A 21185-nucleotide genomic window follows, 5' to 3' on the forward strand; every position below is an offset into this window, starting at 1 on the left:
TTACAAGGGACATGTTATTCTTCTTCATCACTTGGAATATCAGACAAAAAGCTTTTGTTTTTTATGCCATTTCGTAATAAATGCATATCAACATGGACTTCAACTTCTCCCTTAATAAATTCTTCATTCCAATTGCTTTCGACTTCTTTAAATTTCTTAGGCTGTGATCGATTTAGTGTATCACCAAAACCGAAGATATCAACACCTTGCTTTTCTTGTACTTTTTGAATCGTGCTTGTTACTTCCCTTTTTATATGTTCTTCTACATTTTTTTCATATTCAAGGAACACGTCCAGATTTGTTATATCTTTTCTGCACTCCGTTCCCTGTAATCTCCCTTCTCCATTTATATCTACATGGAAAATTGGATTACCATTTTTATAACTTGTTCTCAACTTTCTATGAGAATGAATAATTCTCACATCAATATTTTCTTTTGTTTCATCTTTCTCACAAGGTATCGTTAAGCTAGTCTTTTCAAGATCCTGAGTCCATAAATAATTTCTAGCATCTTCAAGGCCTAATTTACCTACCATTTTTTCATTATCAAACAGTGCAATTCCGTCCATTTCCACCCTTGTGCCAACATCTATTTCCTTATTATTTTCCGTCGAAGCTCCTTTTTCAGGGTCACCACTTATTATGATTGTTGAAGCAACAGGGCTTCTTCCTTTGGAAATAATTGCTTCAATAAAATCTGTTAATTGCACATGAGGATCACCGCCCCATTCATTTAGAAATGTCTTTATTTGTTGGTGAACCTTTAGTGATGGACTTTTTAAAACTGGGTATGTAACTTTTGTATAATCTGAAGCAGGTCCTTCAGTAATTAGGATATTAAAATCATTTCTAAAGTGACCACTTCTTTCTAAATAATCTAAAAATCCTAAAATTCCTTCTTTAGCTACTTCCTCATTTATATATAAAACCCTTGTATGAGAGTATATTACTTCTCGGATAAATCCAACATTCATTTTATTTGCAAGCTCTGATAATGAATTTCCTTCTTGGGAAAAGGTTATAACAGGTGCATTACCTTCAGCACCTTGCTTTGAGAATTCAGAGGAATTCACAACCTCAACTGTAAGTTTATACTTTTTATCTTCTCCCTTGTCAATAGCAATACCTGTTGCAATTGATACGTCATTTAGCTCTGTTTTATCCCAACATCCAGTTAGTAGGAACATAGAAAATAAAGAGAGTATGAAAGGTTTTATTTTCATTTAACTTTCCTCCCCAGAGTCTTGTTTTGGAGGAGATGGCGGCTTAATTTCTTCATTTTTAACAGGAGTTTTTGTCATTAAATAAGATGGTCGTTTATTGTCAGCCCAAATAGGAAAACGCACAAAAATATCTGTTTGATCACCAATTTTAAACGGAGCAACAGGTGTTAGATATGGTATTCCAAAAGATCGTAAGCTCACAAGATGGATAACCATCATTATGAGTACCCAAAGCACACCATATAAGCCAAATACAGCTGCAACTAATATCAATAAAAATCGAATTAACCTTGCAGCAATCGCAAAATTATAAATGGGTGACACAAAGCTGGCAATCGCAGAAAAAGCAACTATAATAACAAGTACATTGGAAACTAAACCTGCTTCAACAGCTGCTTGTCCTATAACCAGCGCACCAACTATTGATAATGTTTGCCCAACAACACGGGGCATCCTTACTCCTGCTTCTCGTAATACCTCAAAGGTTAATTCCATCACCAAAATTTCAATAACAGCAGGGAAGGGTACACCTTCTCTTTGTGCCTGTACACTTATCAAAAGCTGTGTTGGTAACAGTTCATGATGATAGGTTGTGAGAGCTACATATAGTGATGGCAATACAAGTGTGATCATAAAAGAAATATACCTAATTATTCTAATAAAGCTAGTCATAAAATAAGGCTGATAATAATCTTCAGCAGACTGAAAAAAGTCTGTGAAAACTGTAGGTGCAATTAAGACAAAAGGTGTGCCATCTAAAAAGATGGCAATTTTCCCATCTAATATATTTCCACTAACACTATCAGGTCTTTCCGTGTTATATAAAAGAGGAAATGGTGTGAAATTTTGATCAGTTATAAATTCCTCAATATTCCCCGTATCTAATACAGCTGAAGTGTTAATCTTTTTTATTCGATTTTTTAGTTCGTCCAATATATCTTCGTTTACAACATTTTTTAAATACCCTATAGACAATTTTGTGTTTGAATCACGGCCAATATAAAAATCCTCAAATACTAGCTTTGGGTTTTTTATTCGACTCCGAACTAAACCAATATTTGTATCGATACTTTCTACAAAACCATCTTTAGGTCCACGGATAATCGTTTGTGTACTCGGCTCTTCTATCGAACGTCTTTCTGCTCCACCGACCTCTAAAGCAATTGCTTTGTCATGTTGATCCACAAGTAAAACAGCATAACCATTTAAAATATGCCATACAATATCATGAAGTGTTTCTGCATATTTATAAGAAATGACTGGAAAATAGGCTTCTCTGACTTCCTCTATATGTTTAAAGTCTTTCTCTTTAAAAGCCTGCCTTAAAGAATCTAGCACTTGAGAATTCAGGTCATTTTTATTAAGCATTGTACTTAAGTAAAAAACACAGCCATTTTTATTACCTATTTTCACTTCAATTTTCTCAAAATCTGAGCTATCATTAAAAAGTTCTTCTAGACATTTAGAGTTTTTATCTAAGCTTTGAAAATATTTCTTAGGTACACCCGCACTATCAAAAAACTCTTTGTCTGTTTTATTTCCACTTTTTTTACTTTTTCTCCGATACAACAAATCAGTAAGTATACTCAAAGAGATGTCTCCTTTTTCTGCTTCTTTTTCCTCGTCTTCCATAAGAGAATTGGTAAAACAAGAAGAGGTATAACAAATTGAAACGGCAGATGTAAATAGAAAGGAACAAAGATAAGACCTTCCTCTATATGCTCAACAAAGTTATCACTTATAATAACAGCTAAAAATGCAATAATGGTTCCCATTGGAAGGGTCATCGTCCGATAAGGTTTATTGGTAATTAATTCAAGCCCTTTAAGTCCTCCGTAAAAGAAAACGGTAACCTTAACAATAATTCCAAACATAACAAAGAAAACAATCACTAAATCTACACGTTCTATAAAATTAAGCAGAGAGATTTCTCTTGATGCACTAAGTAAAGGAAAATTTGATCTTTCCTTCAAAGTAGCTCCTAATGTCGTAATTTGTACAAGTGCTCCATAAGTTAATAAAAAGCCACTAGTAAATACAGCAGCTGAAGCTACCTTTCCTACCTTTTTCACATTACCGACATAAGGGATAATAAGTGTAAAAGCTATAATTTCCCCAAATGGGAAGGTCAGTAACCCAGGAAAAACAGCCTTCAGGATTGGACCAAAACCTTCAGATAAAACTGGCTGGAGATTTTTAAATTCAATGCCTCCTGATAAAAAGATGGCAATTCCTATCGTTACAATAAAAGTAATCACATAAGGGAAAAAAATCTCACTTGTTCTTCCTAATACCTCCAAACCATGCTGTAGCATATAAATAACAATAAACATCATTGAAATAGCTATAACTTCAATAGGTGTAAATTCGAAAATAGATGAAACAAGTAGCTCACAAAAATCTCTTAGCACTCTTGCAGCAATGTAAAAAAAGTAAATCACATATAAAAAAGTAATATATTTCCCAACCCATTTTCCAAAACAAAAAATCAGTATCTCAAAAAGGTTTTTGTCAGGAAGCTTTGATAAAAAGAAAATATAAAAAAGAACAACACCTATTCCTAATATTGTTGCGATGATCACGGCAATCCAAGCATCCTGCTTTGCATCATTTCCAATCCCAACTAAAGCAGCACTACCAATTTGAAAGCAAATGATAATAATATATAATTGCCAAAGCGAAATCTGTTCGACAAGCTTCTTCATTTAAGATCGTTTCCTAATTTTATCTAGCTTTTCTTTTATACCAATCCAGATACTAAACAAAAATCCAATACATAGAAAAATGTAGACCATCCAAAAATTTGTACCAGGCTTAAGCCTTGTTATTCGCTTCAGTTCAACAAAAAGATAACTCTTATATATAACTGCATCCACTTGGGCAATTAACAGTATCAGAAATAAAAAGACGACTAAAAACATAATTGTTCTCATAATCTCAACTTCAATCCCAACAGACATATTTTTAACTGCAAAACCAGTATATGGAATAGTATGTACAGCAAACTGCATTTTTAGTGATCTTTTTTTCGGATGGTGCCTGTCACGCCCCGAATTTTGTCGCAAAAAAAGCCTTTGCGAATAATAAATTCGCAAAGGCTTTTTTCTACTATTCCCCTTTAAGAGAAATACGGTATATTAAATAACGTTCATGTTGATTTTTTTCATACAGATTCGGAATAGGTATTTCTTGTTTCAGCTTTATTAATGGATGATTTTCTAAATAGTAGATATAGTCTTCAGACACATAATATAACACCAGCTCTATGTCCCTGTCGTACTTTTCTAAGGATTTGATAATATTGTTAACAACCTTAATAAAAATTTGGATTGAAAATGGATTAAAGAAATAAAATCGGTTTTCTAAAGCACTAATTTCATATTTCTCAGCTAAGCAGTTTTTAAAATCAATATTATCAATTGGTTTACTCATACTCTTTGAATAAGAAACAAGGTTTTCTATCGCATCATAATATAGCCCTTCGTTCATTTCTACCCCTACTACAGTTGCACCAAATAAATAATGAATGAAAAACGCCAACCTCCCTTTACCTGATCCAAAATCTACTACCGTATCACTACTTTTTAATTCATATAATTGAAATAAATATGTTAACCCCTCATATGGTGTTGGCTCATAACGGTTATAATGGACAGATTGAACAAATCCTTTATTGTCCTCTTCTGTTCTAATGCTTAGCAATTTATCATAATCTTTCTCTATCATCTATATACTCCTGTAGTAATAGCATTTTAATACTGCTAAAGTTTAATTTCATAATGACCCAAAGTAACAAAACAACCAAGCTAATGTTAATGACGATTAATCTTGTTTTCTAAACGAAACACATTACTACTCCCTATGAACATGTTATGATAAAAATAAGATGAACTAGAGAGGATGGGTGAACATGAACTGGGTATCAACGTCTAAAAAAAGTGACTTTCTTAATTGGTTTTTACAGCATCATCAGCTAAAAAATCCAGAAGCACGAAGACTGCTTCAATTTATACAAAAAAACAATCACATCCTCACGAATCTTTCCTTCTCAGATACGATTCACCGACATGAACGCAGCATCATGATTTCAAGTGTAAATTCAGATGAAGCTGGATTTCTTTTTAATTATAACAATATGAAAACAGAAGATGTGTCTAGAGCTTTTGGTACGTTAATGAGTTCTCCAACAGAAAAGGTATATCTTGTTCTCAACTATTTTGGGAAACAATCAGATTTTCGTTATACACAGCTTATTGAACCAACAAGAATTCAATCTATTAAACAATATGAACAATCTGAAAAAGATGCAAAAGCAACAGATAAGGTAGTTGAAATTGCACTATTAAAAAGTCGAATCAATAAAGCTTTAGATGATCGAGATGAGGAACTCTTTAAACAGCTTGTGACCAAGCTAAAAGAAATTCAATAAACATAAAACCTTGGAAAGAAAGGTGAACTTTCTGTCTTTCTTTCCGCTTTACTCCATCATTCTTTTAATCTATTAACCATTTCCTGTCCTGCCGCTACCCCTGAGAGAAAAGCACTTTCAATTCTTGTTCGATCTGAAGGGTCATTTTTTGTTAAAAAAGCATCACCTGCAACTAGAAATGGCTTTTCTAGCTTCAAGTCTAAGAAAGGCTCAGAAATTGTGGTGATCGCCTCTGAATATCTCCATCTTTTAAGCTGAATGTCAATAATATGCTCATCACTTATTATACCTTTTATTTTTTCAAGTAATGTCTTGCGAATTTCTTCTTCCGTTAATTCATAATGCTTCTTAGCCCATTCTCCTGTTGAGTAGACACAAATTGTTGGAGACGAAGAAATCCCTTTTTTCTGATGATCAACAATGCGTTCAATTCCATCTGGAAGCTCATCAATCAAATATCCTGATTCTGGTAGCTGTGAAGATTGATTTAATGTGATAAGTAAAACAAAGCATGGATTAAAATGAATTGCTTCTAACTGCTGTTTTTCATATTCTCCAATTTCTAAGTGCTGAATCATATCAAGTGATTGTGGAGCAGGTGCAGTCAAAATAACGCCTTGGGCTTCTATCTTTTCTCCTTTATCTGTTAGCAAAAGATAATGATCTTTCTCCTGCTTAACACTTACTACTTTAGTATGTAGCTGAACCGGAAGCTGTTCTGCTAATTCTTTTACAATACTATTCATACCTTCATTGCCCTTATATCGTGGATAAGGATCACCAAACCAAGTACTAACTAAATTCTGATCTTCCCATTTTTCAACATAAGACTTAAAAATTTCCGTTCTTACTGTCAAAAACTGTGCACCATGATCTACTTTTCCCTTATCAATTCTACGAGTTGCCATTCTTCCGCCAACACTTCTGCTTTTATCTAAAACAATGAGGTTATCAATTCCATTTTCTTTTACTATTGAAGCTGCCATAACACCTGATATTCCAGCTCCGATCACTACAACAGGCTTTTTCACTATAAACACCAACCAATCAATTATTGGGATTATTTCTCTTGGAACGTAGAGTGACTTAAGCACAAGCCACTCACTTTACTAACGTTTTTCCACCTTCACCTTTAATCCCTCTTTTATCCTCAGAGAAACTAATGGATCTGGAGTCACTGTTTCTTGTTCAACCTTGAATTTATATTCTTTTACTAATATGGCTAAAATAAGTGTTGTTTCCATTATCGCAAATTTGCTGCCAATACAGCTTCTAGAGCCACCACCAAATGGAAGGTATGCAAATTTAGGAACATCTTCTCCCTTTTTATCTGCGAATCTCTCTGGTTTAAATTTTTCAGGCTCTGGAAAAACTTTTTCATTGCGATGAATGGCATACGAACAAATCATAAATGTACTACCCGCTTTAAACGTCTCACCTAATAGTTCCACTGCTTCTTCAGATTCCCTATAAATCAGCCATGCAGGAGGATACATTCTCAGTGCTTCTTTAATAACAAGCTGTGTATAGTTAAGCTTGCTATACAACTCAAACGGTGATTGTTCTAAATCGATCATCTTAATTTCTTCGTAAAGTTTTTGTTCTACATCTGGATTTTGATTCAGTGCATAGAAAATCCATGTTAATAAGTTTGCTGAAGTTTCATGTCCTGCAAGTAGCATTGTCATCATCTGGTCACGAATTTCCTCATCATCAATAGCAGAGCCTGTATCATTTTGTGTATCTAAAAGCATTCCCACCATTGTCATCTTGTATTGATCAGGATGCTGCTTTGCATCATGTAATATGCAATAAATCATATCCTCTAGCTTGTTTATTGCCTTCTTATGAATTTTGTTTCCTTTTGTTGGAATGGCTAATGGTACAATAATTGGGGTAAACAATGTTTGTGCAGTTTGCTCAATTGTGTCACTAACAGCATCTGCAAGCTGTTTTTTATTTTCCTCTACATTTGTTGCAAACATGACCCTTGCAATAATCGCTAAAGTTAACTGCATCATTTCATCATTTAATTTGCAGTATTCAACATCCTGTAATGATGTAACAAGGCTCTTTGTTTCTTCAACAATTGTCTTTGCATAGCTATTCAGTCTTTCTTTATAGAAAATCGGTTGATAATAACTTTTCTGCCTCTTATGATCATGTTTTTCTGCAGTAAGAAGTCCATTATGTATTGTTCTTCTTAACACTTTATCAGTTCGACCCTTTTTAAAAGAAGCATCTTTTGCAACAAGAATTTCTCTCACAAAATCTGGTGAGTTCACGATAAAAGAAGGCTGCAAACCTGTACGTAATGAAACAACTTCACCACCATTTTGCATCTTCATAAAAAAAGCGAGAGGATCATTCCTAAAATCTAAATAATTTTGCATCCTTGAGGTTGTTACATCTTTTACTCTACTCATGAACATTCTCCTGACATATAGAGTTTTCGATACAGATTTTTCAAACTATCATGATTGATTAACAACAAAATTCATATGGATGTTCTTGTGATGTTTCTGACCAACACCATGTTGGTTTTTTCGTTTCATCTATCCAGTACCATGCTGCTAAAGCTGCTGCACACGCATCTATTTCATGTGAGGTATCAACCAATTGATCAGGCAGGTTTACTAACTTCTTTGTTCGTAGCCATTCGAGAATGACTTTTCGAGATTGAAGTTCTTTTTTATATAAAAGAGCATGTTGTATTTTTGTAGATTCAATACGTGTACCAATCGCTGCACCAGGATGTACTTCAACAATTCGGATACTATGTTCAGATTGCATTGATTGTATTCTCCGTGTGAGTGAAATACCACGAAGAGTTAAATAAACCATTTTCGTTAAGGTGGGTGGCATAATTGAGCTACCAGATAGTCCATAGCTTTTTATAATTTGACGAATACTTTTATCCTGCGGTCGATCTCCGCCACCATCTTGATAGGAAAGCGGTGCATCTATACCAATCACAACATCATCTTCTAATGAGGCTTCAAAAATAGCTGAAATAACATCATGATCACTACCATGTTTCATCATGCCTTCAAAAATGAGCTCAGATTGATTTTGTTTAAATACTGTTAGAACAGTATCTTTATGATTAGCTGGTCCTGACAGATCAATTCCAATTATTTTCAATATATGAGTATCCTCCTGAATTACTATAGATCAAAGCTTAATTGTTCAAAATCACGATCATTAGACTTTTGTTTATGTGAAGGTTGTTCCTGTCGACGAGATGGTTTTGTCTGATTTTCTAAAATTTTATTTGTTTCAATATTTTGCTTCATTGATTTCAATACTTCACGTGCTTTTTTATTAGCTTTTTGGATATCAACGATAGGTGTGGCATAGTTCAATGAATAAAACCCTGGATACATCCACGGCTCATGAATATATTTTTCTGGAATATTTGCTAATTCAGTTACATATCTTCGCACAAAAGCCCCCTCTGGATCTTCGTCCTTACCGATTTTAACTGGGTTATGAAATTTAATAGCTTGTGTACCAGTTGTTCCCACCTGCATTTGAATTTGATTGTAATGAATTCCCGGCTCATAATCTAAAAACAGCTGTGCTAAAGCAATAGCTGGACGTCTCCAATCAAGAAGCAGCGTATTACATGCAAATGAAACAACCATTGCTCTTGATCTATAATTTATCCAGCCCGTTTTATGTAAACATCTCATTGCTGCATCAACTAAAGGAATTCCCGTATTGCCCTTATACCAACGTTGAAAAGCCTCTTCATCCCAATCTTGACGAAAGTGATTATAATCATCATTGATTGCCTTTGTCATAATGTCAGGGTCATTTTCTATTTTTTGAACAAGCTGACAATGTAATTTTAGTTTGTTCAAAAAAGTCTCCAGCTGCTTTTTACTATCTATATTTTGTTCCATTGCTTCTCTCGTTTGAGTGACCACATACCGAAGCGAAATATTCCCCCAAGCAAGATAAGGTGATAATCGACTACAAGAAGCGGTAGATTGTAATGGCTTTGAAAGATTACTATTATAATTTTTATGGCGATTTTCTAGGAAACTCTCTAATGTTTCAAGCGCCTGTGACTCTCCACCTTGTTGACCAAAACGAATAGGGTCACCTTGTATTTTGAATTTAGCTAGCTTCTCTAATTGATTTGATAAGATTTCTGGTATCTCTTCTGGTATCATAAGTTGTTTTGGAGCAGGAACAAATCCTTCTGCCATAAATGACTCCCAGTTTTTTTGAAAACTGTTCTTTATTTTAGGCCCACGAACGACACCAAAGCCTTGATATTCTAGAAAAGTTAAGTCGCGACTCTTCATCCACTGACGAACACGTTTATCTCTTGAAAAAGTAACAGATGTCCCATGTTCTTCATGAGCATGCAGTCGAAAAGCTCCTAATGCTTCATATATAGATTCTAAAACATCCTCCATTTCAGCAATTGCAACAAAAAGCTTACCTCCTACATCACTTAACTGACGTGAAAGCTCTTCTAAGCTTTCTTGAACAAACTGATAGTGACGTAGTGACATATCTTCCTTTTCCCAAAGAGATGGCTCCACTATATAAATAGGAAGCACTTCACCTAATTTACTTGCTTCAAATAATGGACGATGGTCATGAATGCGTAAATCTCGCTTAAACCAAACGACATTAATCATTAAATCACTCCAACAATTCTAACCTTTATCTTTATTGTAAATGACCCTACCTTAAATGTGTAATCTGAACCTTCTGAAATAGCAATATGATGCAATATAAATATATTTTTATGGAATCATTCAACTTTTAATGTTAATCATTCAACTTTACCCAGTAATCGTTCAACTTTTGATAATAATCATTCAACTTTCACTAGTATTCGTTCATTAGACAAAATCCGCTACTATTTGAGTAAAAAAGCCCTACTCCAATTTAAATAGAGAGCAGGGCTTCATTATAGGTAATACACTATTTATAAGCATCAAAATTTTCAGTAACAGTTCGATGCATACTTTTTATATGTAAATCTCTCTGCGGAAATGGAATTTCAATATTATTTTCAGTAAGAATGCTGTTAATTCTAAAATTAAGATTGCTTTTTATCACAATAAATTGATTAGGATCAGCAATCCAAACAAATAGTTCGAAATCTAGTGATGATTCGCCAAAGCCTACAAAATTAACAAATGGCTCTGGTGTTTTTAAGACAACTGGAGAAACCTCGCTTTCCTGCTCGGCAACTTGTAGTAATAACTCCCGTACCTTTTCTACATCTGTTCCATATGCTACTCCAATTGGTATAACTAGACGTAATCGCGGATCTGCGAATGATCGGTTCACTACTTTTTCTTCTAAGAAATAAGAATTTGGCACGATAATGTGCTCGTTATTAAGTGTTTTGATAATGGTTGCTCGCATATTAATCTTCTCTACATCTCCAATAATATCATCAACAATGACACGATCTCCTACTTTAATCGGTCTTTCAAATAATAAGATAATCCCGGATATAAAATTTGAAGCGATATTTTGAAGTCCAAAACCAATACCAACACTGATAATTCCAGCAAACACGGTCAAAGCACTTAAATTTATCCCGACTGTTGTTAAACTAATCATTATGGCAATAATCATGATGGAGTAATGAATAATTCGATCAAAAGTAAATCTCATACCCTTATCTAAGTTATACCGATTATAGATTGTCGGTAGCAGAAAGCTTGTGAAAATTTTTGAAATGCGACTTGCTAATGAAATGATAAGGACTGCTACAATAATTAAAAACAGTGTCACTTTCACTTTTCCAACAGTGAATAAATTCATAAACATCCAATCAGCATTTGAAAAGTATGACAGCACAAACAAAATCAAACCATAAAAAGTGAACCAATTAACAATACTCCTTGTCGCATCATAGTACTTGGGCAACTTCTTCGCGCTCCACAGAAAGAGCGTACGAATAAGTAAAATAGCTATGATAACAGCCACAATAATAAATAAATCTCTGTAATTAAAATGTTCTAACCAGTTTGTATTCGTTAAAAGCTCCAACAAATCTCCTCCTTACCTCCATTATAAACGATAGCTAAATCAGAAAAAAACCTGTGGATTGTCCACAGGCCTTTTTGTAAACTTCCATTTCTAGTCACTATCAGTATTACAACTTAAATTCCTCTACAATATCATGCAGCTGCTGTGCTCTTGAACTTAATTCATTGGCTGAAGACGTAATTTCCTCCATCGATGCTAACTGTTCTTCTGTAGAAGCAGCAACAGATTGTGTACTATCTTCGGTAACTTCTGATTGCTTCGCAGCTTCCATAATAGAATTTGATAATTGATCTATTTGTGAAAGCATTAATTTCGCAGATCTAGCTACTTCATGAACTTCGTCTGCTACTTTTTTCGTACTAGTAAAGATATGTGAAAATGAAACACCTGTTTTTTCAACTAAGTTCATTCCTTCATTTGTTTCTAAGGAAACACGATCCATTGAGCCCATTGATTGCTTCGTATCTGTTTGAATCTCCTCGATTATTTCACGTATTTTGTTAGCAGATAAAGATGATTCCTCTGCAAGCTTCTTTACTTCACCTGCAACAACTGCAAATCCTTTACCATGTTCACCAGCACGAGCCGCTTCTATGGCAGCATTTAAGCTTAGTAGATTTGTTTGCTGAGCAATTGATGTAATAGCGTCTAGGATCGAACCAATTTCATTTGATCTTTCTCCTAATCTTTGAATAACAGCAGACGTTCTCTTTACTGCATCTTGAATCACTTTCATTTGTAGAACTGTTTCATTTACATTCTTATTTCCCGATTCTGCTTCTTCTGCTGATAAGGTAGACTTAGCTGAAACCTCAGCTGTAATAGCAGATATAGCTGATAACTGGTGTGTTAATTGTTCTGCAAGTTGAACATTTTCCTTTGATTGTTGATTTTGTTGCTCAGCAATCATCGCTACTTCTTCAACTGCTGACGTAATCTGATTTGTAGCTTGAGCTGACTCTTCAGTAATAGCCAGTAGCTCCTGACTTGATGAAGCAACTTCTTGTGATACTTGTTGACTACTATTAATAACTTCTCGAACAGAAAAAATCATCGTGTTAAGCGATTGAGAAATTTGACCAAACTCATCTTTAGAGGATACAGTCAAATTCTTGGTTAAATCCTTCTCGGCAACCTGCTTTGTTGCTTCTTGAATTCTTCTCACCTGATCTTGTACACCAAAATAGAATCCCATTAAAAGATAAATTAGTAGAAACATAACAAAAACCACAATGCTAATTAGAATAACTCTCTCAAAGCTTAATGAGCTTACCTTTTTGTCTAAAAGCTTGTTCAACGTTTCTGTTTGATAAGCAAGTAATTCATAGATACTATTAATTGTGTTCGTTGTTTTTTCAAAATAATCCTTAGGTTTAATAGTTATATTTGTTACTCCTAATAAATCTTGATTAATGATCTCCACAATATTTTTCGCTTCACTAATAGATTTGCTCACATAAGGACCAACTTCATCTTTTAATGTTGGTTGTAATTCAAAGGCTGTATCATATGTTCTTTCTGCTGTTATGATATATTCATCCATCATTTTCATTAAATAGATCAGTTCTATACGCTCATCCTCTGTCATGGTTTGTTTTGTTGCTACCCCCACTCCCACAGCTCTTGATTTCCCCATGAATTCTGTAATTTGTGGCAATGTATTTACAAGTAAATTATTTATATGGTTATTAACTAAATCAGAATCTAGCGTTAAATTCGTCTCATCTGCAATATCTAGCAACATACTAAACATCATCGCTATTAAATGATTATGTTGTGTAACAGAATCCTTCACAGACATAGAAATTGTATTTTCCTCTGTTGTTTTCCATTCAGAAATAACATCTTTATAGCCTTCATTTACATGCAGAAGTGCTACGTTTTCTTTCTTCTTTAGCTGTTTCTGAACTTTATCAAGCTGAAGGTTTAATTGTTTTCTCACTTCTTGTAAATCAGATTCGGCACTTTTATCACCAGATATCACGTTAACTGTTAGTCCGCGATGTTTCTGGGTTAATTGAATGAGTGGATACAATTCCGAAAGCAGCTCTGTTCCTGTTTGTTCTTTTTTTACAAAAGCTAGCTCGCTATTAATCTTTAAAATCACATTTCCTACTAACATACCTACTGTAAGAAAAATCACTAAAAATAATAATAAAAACTTCTTAGAAAATGTTAATCGGTTCATTAACTTAATCGCTGGAAATAATAATTGCTTCATCGTTTTTCTCCTTTAATGTCTCGGTTACAGGTATCTGTACCTTCATGTTGTTTTCTATCAACTAGTATTAGTTATTTTTATTTATAGCAAAATCACTTCAATATGACAGTGAGAAAAATCACTGACTTTCACGACTGATTCATTTTACCCTTAACTAAAGAGGTTGTAGGGGGTAGTATGAAGCATTCATATTTAGAAGATCAACTAAAACTAGCTCTAAAAAACTTAAAAGATATAGAATTTGCGTTAAATGAAGCTTCCATTGTTGCGATAACTGATCATCATGGTAATATCAATTACGTCAACAAAAAGTTTTGTGTTCTATCACAATACAGCCATGCTGAACTTATTGGTCAAAATCACCGAATTATCAACTCAGGCTATCATTCTAGGGATTTTTTTAATTCCATGTGGAAGACAATTAGCAATGGACGTACTTGGCATGGGGAAATTAAGAATAAAGCTAAAGATGGGAGTTATTATTGGGTAGACACAACAATTGTTCCTTTTTTAGATGATGATGGCAAACCTTATCAATATATTTCCATTCGAAATGAGATTACTTCTCGAAAAGAGTTTGAAGAAGAAATTAAATTTCTGGCATATTATGACTCACTCACAAAACTACCAAATCGTAATCTTATGGAAAAACATTTCCATACAATAGTATCTTATAAAGAAAGAGAAAAACCTCTTGCATTACTATTTATAGATTTAGACCGGTTTAAGAAAATTAACGATACCTTTGGTCATTCTATTGGTGATCGTTTATTAGAAAAAGTCGCAGAAAGACTACAACATATATTTGGTGATACGGCCTTTGTTTCCAGGTTAGGTGGAGATGAGTTTATTCTTCTTTTCGATCAAATTGACCAAAAAACAGTCATTAAGTTAGCTAATAAAGTTTTAGTGAAAATGATAGAACCATTTGAACTAAATAAACATAAAATTATTGTCACCACTAGTATCGGAATTAGCTTTGCTACACCAGATGACATTAGGAATTACAGTAGTACAGCGGAATTTATTGAAACACTTATTCAACAAGCTGATATTGCAATGTATCATGCAAAACAACAAGGTGGAAATCGTGCTCAATTTAATAACCCTACTATAAATGCAGCTGTCAAAAGAACATTTAATCTTGAAAACGAATTACAACATGCCCTTGAAAACGAAGAATTCTTTATTCATTATCAACCAATTGTTGATTTGCAAAATAAAGATATTGTTGAATTAGAAGCACTATTAAGATGGGAAAACTCTAAATACGGATATATATCTCCTGATGAATTTATTCCCATTCTTGAGGAAACTGGTTTAATAAGAAAGGTTGGGAAATGGATTCTTAAAACAGTGAGTGAACAAATAAATTCCTGGCATAAACAGGATATTCATTTATCAAAGGTTGCAGTAAATATTTCACCAATACAATTTAATGACGAAAACTTTATTCGTGATCTGCATGAAATATTACAAGAAACACAGCTAAACCCTAAATATCTAAATTTTGAAATCACTGAAAATGTCCTATATGACTTTAATAAATCATTAGATATCTTATATAAACTACATAACCTTCATATAAATATATCTATCGATGATTTTGGAACAGGGTATTCTTCTCTCAGTTATTTGAAATTTCTACCTATTGATACAATTAAAATAGATAAATCCTTTATTGATAATTTAGATGAAGATGGAAAAATGATCGTACAATCTATTATTACGATGGGGAAAAATCTGCATTATACTTTAATTGCTGAAGGCATTGAGACGGAAAAACAGTTAGAATTTTTAAAGATGCTTGGATGTGAAAGAGGACAAGGTTATTTATTTTCTACCCCTCTTTCAACAGATGCAGTGACAAGGCTATTGGGAAGAAATTCGGTTACTAAGCATTTATTATAAGACTTCATTCTGAATAGTTCGATTGTGATGAAACAATCGAACTTTTTCAATCTCACTATATTATCCTCTAGTTTCTATAATCTACTTTATATAAAATCTACAATAAATTTACAAAAACCTGCCCTTTTTTACCAAAACTTAACATGATTTTACACTTTGTAAAGTGCCTTATACATTATTATTAAGTAGTATCCTAATTTTCGATGTCGAAAGGCGGTAGTAATGTGAAAAGAAAGATTAGAAGAAATATGAAGAGGCGAATGCTTAATAGTACGTTAGCAGTAAGTTTAAGTTTAAGCATTATGGCACCTTCATTGGCTCAAGCTGCACCAACTGCTGGAACCGGGGCTGACGCAGCTGTAAGTGAAACAACAAATGCAGCAGCACCTGTTAAGCTTCGTATCATGGAAACAACTGATCTTCATGCAAACATGGTAAACTTCGACTATTATTCTCTTAAAGAAGATAATTCAGTCGGTTTTGCAAAAACAGCTACCCTTATTAAACAGGCAAGAAAAGAAGTAGATAATAGTTTATTATTTGATAATGGAGATTTACTTCAAGGTAATCCACTTGGTGATTATATTGCAAAAGTAAAGCAATGGGGAGCAACTGACACGAATCAAATTTACGATGCAATGAATCTATTAAACTATGATCTTGCCACTTATGGTAACCATGAATTTAATTATGGGTTAAGCTTTTTAGAAAAGAGTATTAAATCTGCTAATTTCGAGTATGTGAACTCTAATATTTATAAAAAAGATAATAATAATGATCCATCAGATGATGTTAATTATTTTGATCCTTATGAAATTATCGATAAAGTAGTGACGGATTCTGCTGGAAATCAGCATACAATTAAAGTTGGTGTGATCGGGTTTGCTCCACCTCAAATAACACAGTGGGACAAAACTCATCTAGAAGGAAAAGTTATCACACATGATATTAAAGAAACAGCTGAAAAATTCGTTCCTAAAATGAAACAAGAGGGTGCGGATATTATTGTTGCATTATCACACTCAGGTTTAGGAGATACAGAATATAAAAAGGGTGATGAAAATCAATCCTATCAGTTAAGTCAGGTAGAAGGCATTGATGCTATTCTATTAGGTCATACACACTCTGTTTTTCCAGGTACAAGCTTTGAGGGCATGCCAAATGTTGATATCAGTAAAGGTACCATTAACGGTGTTGCAGCTGTACAGCCAGGGAACTGGGGCAGTCATTTAGGAGTTATTGATTTATCTCTTGAAAAAGATGCTAATGGTAGTTGGAAAGTTGTTGATTCCATTTCAACAAATCGAGCAATTTTCGATAAAGCTTCAAAAACTCCTTTAGTTGATGCTGATCAACAAGTACTTGATGCTGTTAAAGAAGATCACGAACAAACAATAGAATATGTAAGTGGTCCTGTTGGAAGTACAACTTCTGATATTTATAGCTACTTTGCTCAAGTAAAAGATGACCCTTCTGTTCAAATTGTTGCTGATGCACAAAAGGTATATATCGAAAATGCGATTAAGGGTACTGAATTTGAAGGACTACCCGTTTTATCTGCTGCTGCACCTTTTAAATCAGGTCGTGACAGTTCAGCAGATTATACGGAGATTCCTGCTGGTGATATCGCCATTAAAGATACAGCCTCTCTTTATAAATACCCGAACACAGTTATGGCAGTAAAATTAACAGGCGCTGAAGTAAAAGAATGGTTAGAGTGGTCTGCTGGACAATTTAATACAATTGATCCTTCATCTACTGATGAGCAACAGTTGGTTAACAAAGATTTTCCTAGCTATAATTTTGATATTATTGATGGAGTTACATATGAAATCGATGTGACTAAACCAGCACGTTATGACAAAGATGGAAAAAATATAATCAACAACTCAGAGAGAATTGTTAATCTACAATTCAATGGTAAGCCAATTGATCCTAACCAAGAATTTATTATTGCATCTAATAACTACCGTGCATCTTTCACACCAATTGCAAATCCTGGTGGAGATAACATCGTCATTGAATCTCCTGATGAAAATCGTCAGGTGTTAGTTGATTATATCCGTAATAACGGAGTCATTAATCCAGCAGCAGATAGTAACTGGTCATTCTCTCCTATTAATGCTGATTTAAACGTTGTTTTTAATTCAGCACCAGGTGGGGAGAAATATACACAAGACACAAACAATATTAAATATATTGATACATTAGAATCTGGTTATGCTAAATACTCAATTGATCTAGCATCAACTGAAACAGTGCCAGAATCAGATTTTGACTTAACATTAATGCATACAAATGACACACATGCACATTTAGAGAATGTAGCTCGCCGTGTAACAGCAGTTGAAAATGTTCGCTCACAGGTAGAAAACTCAATTCTTCTTGATGCTGGTGATGTTTTCTCTGGAACGCTTTTCTTTAATCAATATAATGGACTAGCTGATGTACAATTCATGAACATGATGGGCTATGATGCGATGGTTCCTGGAAATCATGAGTTTGACAAAGGTACTGAAACATTAGCAAACTTTGTTAAGGAAGCTGACTTCCCAATCATTAGCTCTAATATCGATTACAGTAAAGACGAAAAAATCAATACTCTCTTTAAAGATGAAATTGGACAACCTGGTCAAGGTGGTAACATCTACCCTGCAACAATTTTAGAAGTTGATGGTGAAGAAGTTGGGGTATTCGGCTTAACAACAGAAGAAACAGCTATCCTAGCTAACCCTGGTAAAAAGATTGTTTTTGAAAACTATCTTAAAAAAGCAGAAGAATCTGTTTCAGCTCTTAAAGAAGCTGGAGTAAACAAAATTGTTGCTCTTACTCATTTAGGATACACATATGATAAAGTTCTCGCTGAATCTGTTGACGGTATTGATGTTATTGTTGGTGGCCATTCTCATACTTTATTAGATGAAGCTACTGTATATAACGAAGATAGTGAGCCAACATTAGTTGTTCAAGCTCAAGAATATAGCAATTACTTAGGTCGTCTTGATCTTTCATTCAATGATGAAGGTGTACTTGAAGCTTGGAATGACGAATTAATAGATTTAAACGCAAAAGATAGCAATGATAACTATGTTATTGCTGAGGATGAAGAAGCAGCAACACTTCTTGATAGTCTTTCAGGTCCTATAGAAGAGTTAAAACAACAAAATGTTGGAAAGTCTTCTGTATTTCTTGATGGAGATCGTAACAGTGTTCGAGATAGTGAAACAAACTTAGGAAATCTAATTACAGATGGTATGCTTTCAAAAGCAAAAGAATTTATTAAAACAACAACGATTGCCATACAAAATGGTGGCGGAATTCGCGCTTCAATCGAAAAGGGTGATATCTCATTAGGTGATGTTTTAACAACAATGCCATTTGGTAATACACTTGTTACGCTTGATTTAACAGGTGCTGAAATCGTTGAATCATTAGAAAACGGTGTAAGTAAAATTGAAGAAGGTGCAGGCCGTTTCCCTCAAGTTTCTGGCTTACACTATTCATTTAACCGCAGTTTACCAGCAGGCGAACGTATTCTTGATGTAATGGTAGAAACAGAAGATGGTTTTGAACACATTGATTTAAATAAAACGTACACAGTTGCTACAAACGCTTATATGGCTGATGGTGGAGACGGCTATGAATCTATGAAAAAAGCAAAAAATGAAGGGCGAATGAAAGAATTATTCTTAGTAGATTATGATGTTTTCACTAGTCATTTAGAAAAAGCAGGCACAGTTAACGCTGAGATTGAAGGGCGAATCATGGAAGTTATTGATCCTATCAAGCCAACGTTAAACACTGAAGGAAGCACAACTACTGTAACTGTTACGTTAGACGATGTTAAAAAGGCCCCTGTTAATGGTGCATTTCCAATTGACTTATCGGAAACTCAGGATTTAGAAACAGTTGAAGTATTTTTAACAGCTGAACAAATTGCAGAACTAAAAGCTCTTAATGTTTCTTCAATTCAATTGATTCGCGATGATGTATATTTAGACATTCCTGTTGCAAATTTTGGTGAAGGTGATGCAACAATCACTATCGATAAGCTAGACTCTAATGGAAAAACACTAACAAACCTTTATGACTTTACAATTCAACAAAACGGAGACCTTATTACTACGTTTGAAGAAGGTAATGAAGTAACCATTGGATTTGGCGTTGATCCTGAAGTGGCAAAAGATCCACGTATATTCTACTTAAATGAAGAATCAAATGAGTGGGAAGAACAAGAAAGTTACTATGAAAGTGAGTTTGGAGAAGTTTATGCTTTCGTCAACCATTTTAGTGTGTACACTGTGATGGAAAATGAACCACAAGTTCCTCCTAGTACTGATCCTAAACCTGATAACCCAGATGATAAGGATAACGATGGTGACAACGGCTCTACACCTGGAGATAACAACTCTGACAAAGATGATAAATCAAATGATAAAACTGATGGTGACAAGGATGGTAAATCATTACCAAATACAGCAACAAATAGCTTTAACATCCTATTAGCAGGATTATCCGCTCTTGTAGCTGGGGGCTATGTCTTTATCACTCAACGTAAAAAGAAGATACAATAATTCATCAAGAGGCATGCCGAACCATCGGCATGCCTCTTTCATATCTTTAAAATTAATTAATCTTATAGCTTATTTCCTTCTACCGGAATTGGATGTTCGTCTAAAAGTCTAGCAAAATGGATCAAATTATAAGACATTGTCTTCGATTTTTTCTTGGTGAAATCACTATCTTTGCCCTCTTCAATATATGAAGGACCAGGGCCTGCCTCTCCTACCCAATAGGCATCTACATTTGGAGGAATCGTAAAACCAATATGTTGTAATCCATATATGATAGATTTAGCAGCATCCTTTGCTCCATCTTCATTACCAGTCATAATAGCTCCGCCTATCTTGTTATAGAAGATTGATTGTCCTTTATCATTTTCTTCTGAACTGGATGCATAGAGTCTCTCCATAACTAAAGTGGCAATACTACTTTTCTCTCCCAGCCATATAGGAGTTCCAATCACAACAATATTAGCTTTCTTTACTTTTTCAAAAATAGCAGGCCACTCATCGTCTTCTCCTAGATCAGAGCCCATTCCAAAAGCAATATTATAATCTGCCATTCTTATTTCTTCCGATTCTATCCCTTCTTTTTTAAGCCATTCTCTCGACTCCTCTATAAGTGCGCTTGTGTTAGATTCTTCCGTACCTTGTTTTAATGATGTGTTCAAGTATAATGCTTTCATTATGATCTCCTCTCTATTTGTAAGCGTATTAATCTATTTAATAGGTTTATTCCTATAAGAAAAAAGGAATATTGAGTATAGTGTTCTATTCCTCATATGACTAAATATAAAACATGTATCAAA

At 34.1% G+C, this 21185-nt stretch carries 15 protein-coding genes; 3 read left to right on the plus strand and 12 right to left on the minus strand.

The window, feature by feature from the left end; genetic code table 11:
- Nucleotides 1-14: 14 nt before the first annotated feature.
- The 5 genes from FS935_RS17770 to FS935_RS17790 form a co-directional block, all read right to left on the minus strand.
- Nucleotides 15-1223, minus strand: a complete 1209-nt coding sequence (locus tag FS935_RS17770) for a Ger(x)C family spore germination protein (RefSeq protein ID WP_146949984.1) — start codon at nucleotides 1221-1223, stop codon at nucleotides 15-17.
- Nucleotides 1224-2813, minus strand: a complete 1590-nt coding sequence (locus FS935_RS17775; RefSeq protein ID WP_146949985.1) for a spore germination protein — start codon at nucleotides 2811-2813, stop codon at nucleotides 1224-1226.
- A complete protein-coding gene (locus FS935_RS17780) occupies nucleotides 2810-3928 on the minus strand; it encodes a GerAB/ArcD/ProY family transporter (protein ID WP_146949986.1) in 1119 nt (372 codons plus the stop codon). The genes FS935_RS17775 and FS935_RS17780 overlap by 4 nt, the downstream gene beginning before the upstream one ends.
- Complete coding sequence (locus FS935_RS17785; protein WP_146949987.1) at nucleotides 3929-4234, minus strand: hypothetical protein; 306 nt, start codon at nucleotides 4232-4234, stop codon at nucleotides 3929-3931.
- 97 nt (nucleotides 4235-4331) lie between these two features.
- Complete coding sequence (locus tag FS935_RS17790; protein WP_146949988.1) at nucleotides 4332-4949, minus strand: class I SAM-dependent methyltransferase; 618 nt, start codon at nucleotides 4947-4949, stop codon at nucleotides 4332-4334.
- 184 nt (nucleotides 4950-5133) lie between these two features.
- Here FS935_RS17790 and FS935_RS17795 point away from each other — a divergent pair, with 184 nt between their 5' ends.
- The gene (locus tag FS935_RS17795) at nucleotides 5134-5652 is read left to right on the plus strand and encodes a YpiB family protein (RefSeq protein WP_146949989.1); all 519 of its coding nucleotides are present in this window, start codon (nucleotides 5134-5136) and stop codon (nucleotides 5650-5652) included.
- A 56-nt stretch (nucleotides 5653-5708) separates the two neighbouring features.
- Here FS935_RS17795 and FS935_RS17800 read toward each other — a convergent pair whose 3' ends face one another.
- The 6 genes from FS935_RS17800 to FS935_RS17825 all read right to left on the minus strand — a co-directional run bounded on the left by FS935_RS17800 (nucleotide 5709) and on the right by FS935_RS17825 (nucleotide 13903).
- Nucleotides 5709-6683, minus strand: coding sequence for an NAD(P)/FAD-dependent oxidoreductase (locus tag FS935_RS17800; RefSeq protein ID WP_146949990.1), 975 nt, complete (start codon nucleotides 6681-6683; stop codon nucleotides 5709-5711).
- 78 nt (nucleotides 6684-6761) lie between these two features.
- The gene (locus FS935_RS17805) at nucleotides 6762-8078 is read right to left on the minus strand and encodes a cytochrome P450 (protein WP_146949991.1); all 1317 of its coding nucleotides are present in this window, start codon (nucleotides 8076-8078) and stop codon (nucleotides 6762-6764) included.
- A gap of 58 nt (nucleotides 8079-8136) precedes the next feature.
- Entirely contained in the window at nucleotides 8137-8796 is a 660-nt protein-coding gene (locus FS935_RS17810) for a DUF429 domain-containing protein (RefSeq protein WP_146949992.1), read from the minus strand.
- Between the two features lie 23 nt (nucleotides 8797-8819).
- A complete protein-coding gene (locus FS935_RS17815) occupies nucleotides 8820-10310 on the minus strand; it encodes an FAD-binding domain-containing protein (RefSeq protein ID WP_146949993.1) in 1491 nt (496 codons plus the stop codon).
- Between the two features lie 289 nt (nucleotides 10311-10599).
- Complete coding sequence (locus FS935_RS17820; protein WP_146949994.1) at nucleotides 10600-11682, minus strand: mechanosensitive ion channel family protein; 1083 nt, start codon at nucleotides 11680-11682, stop codon at nucleotides 10600-10602.
- Between the two features lie 106 nt (nucleotides 11683-11788).
- A complete protein-coding gene (locus FS935_RS17825; protein WP_146949995.1) occupies nucleotides 11789-13903 on the minus strand; it encodes a methyl-accepting chemotaxis protein in 2115 nt (704 codons plus the stop codon).
- Nucleotides 13904-14080: 177 nt separating this feature from the next.
- On the opposite strand from FS935_RS17825, the gene FS935_RS17830 reads away from it, so the two are divergent.
- Nucleotides 14081-15814, plus strand: coding sequence for a putative bifunctional diguanylate cyclase/phosphodiesterase (locus tag FS935_RS17830; RefSeq protein ID WP_146949996.1), 1734 nt, complete (start codon nucleotides 14081-14083; stop codon nucleotides 15812-15814).
- 224 nt (nucleotides 15815-16038) lie between these two features.
- Entirely contained in the window at nucleotides 16039-20388 is a 4350-nt protein-coding gene (locus FS935_RS17835; RefSeq protein WP_158638642.1) for a bifunctional 2',3'-cyclic-nucleotide 2'-phosphodiesterase/3'-nucleotidase, read from the plus strand.
- Nucleotides 20389-20450: 62 nt separating this feature from the next.
- Here the strand turns inward: FS935_RS17835 and FS935_RS17840 are convergent, their stop codons facing one another.
- The gene (locus FS935_RS17840; RefSeq protein WP_146949998.1) at nucleotides 20451-21062 is read right to left on the minus strand and encodes a flavodoxin family protein; all 612 of its coding nucleotides are present in this window, start codon (nucleotides 21060-21062) and stop codon (nucleotides 20451-20453) included.
- Nucleotides 21063-21185 lie beyond the last annotated feature (123 nt).

The sequence above is a fragment of the Metabacillus litoralis genome, from assembly GCF_007994985.1.
Lineage (GTDB): Bacteria > Bacillota > Bacilli > Bacillales > Bacillaceae > Metabacillus > Metabacillus litoralis.

What these genes read in the sequence shown, in the direction of transcription:
- FS935_RS17770 (WP_146949984.1), bottom strand. Translation starts at nt 1,223, where the DNA reads ATGAAAATAAAACCTTTCATACTCTCTTTATTTTCTATGTTCCTACTA.
- FS935_RS17780 (WP_146949986.1), bottom strand. Translation starts at nt 3,928, where the DNA reads ATGAAGAAGCTTGTCGAACAGATTTCGCTTTGGCAATTATATATTATT.
- FS935_RS17785 (WP_146949987.1), bottom strand. Translation starts at nt 4,234, where the DNA reads ATGCAGTTTGCTGTACATACTATTCCATATACTGGTTTTGCAGTTAAA.
- FS935_RS17790 (WP_146949988.1), bottom strand. Translation starts at nt 4,949, where the DNA reads ATGATAGAGAAAGATTATGATAAATTGCTAAGCATTAGAACAGAAGAG.
- FS935_RS17795 (WP_146949989.1), top strand. Translation starts at nt 5,134, where the DNA reads ATGAACTGGGTATCAACGTCTAAAAAAAGTGACTTTCTTAATTGGTTT.
- FS935_RS17805 (WP_146949991.1), bottom strand. Translation starts at nt 8,078, where the DNA reads ATGAGTAGAGTAAAAGATGTAACAACCTCAAGGATGCAAAATTATTTA.
- FS935_RS17815 (WP_146949993.1), bottom strand. Translation starts at nt 10,310, where the DNA reads ATGATTAATGTCGTTTGGTTTAAGCGAGATTTACGCATTCATGACCAT.
- FS935_RS17825 (WP_146949995.1), bottom strand. Translation starts at nt 13,903, where the DNA reads ATGAAGCAATTATTATTTCCAGCGATTAAGTTAATGAACCGATTAACA.
- FS935_RS17830 (WP_146949996.1), top strand. Translation starts at nt 14,081, where the DNA reads ATGAAGCATTCATATTTAGAAGATCAACTAAAACTAGCTCTAAAAAAC.
- FS935_RS17840 (WP_146949998.1), bottom strand. Translation starts at nt 21,062, where the DNA reads ATGAAAGCATTATACTTGAACACATCATTAAAACAAGGTACGGAAGAA.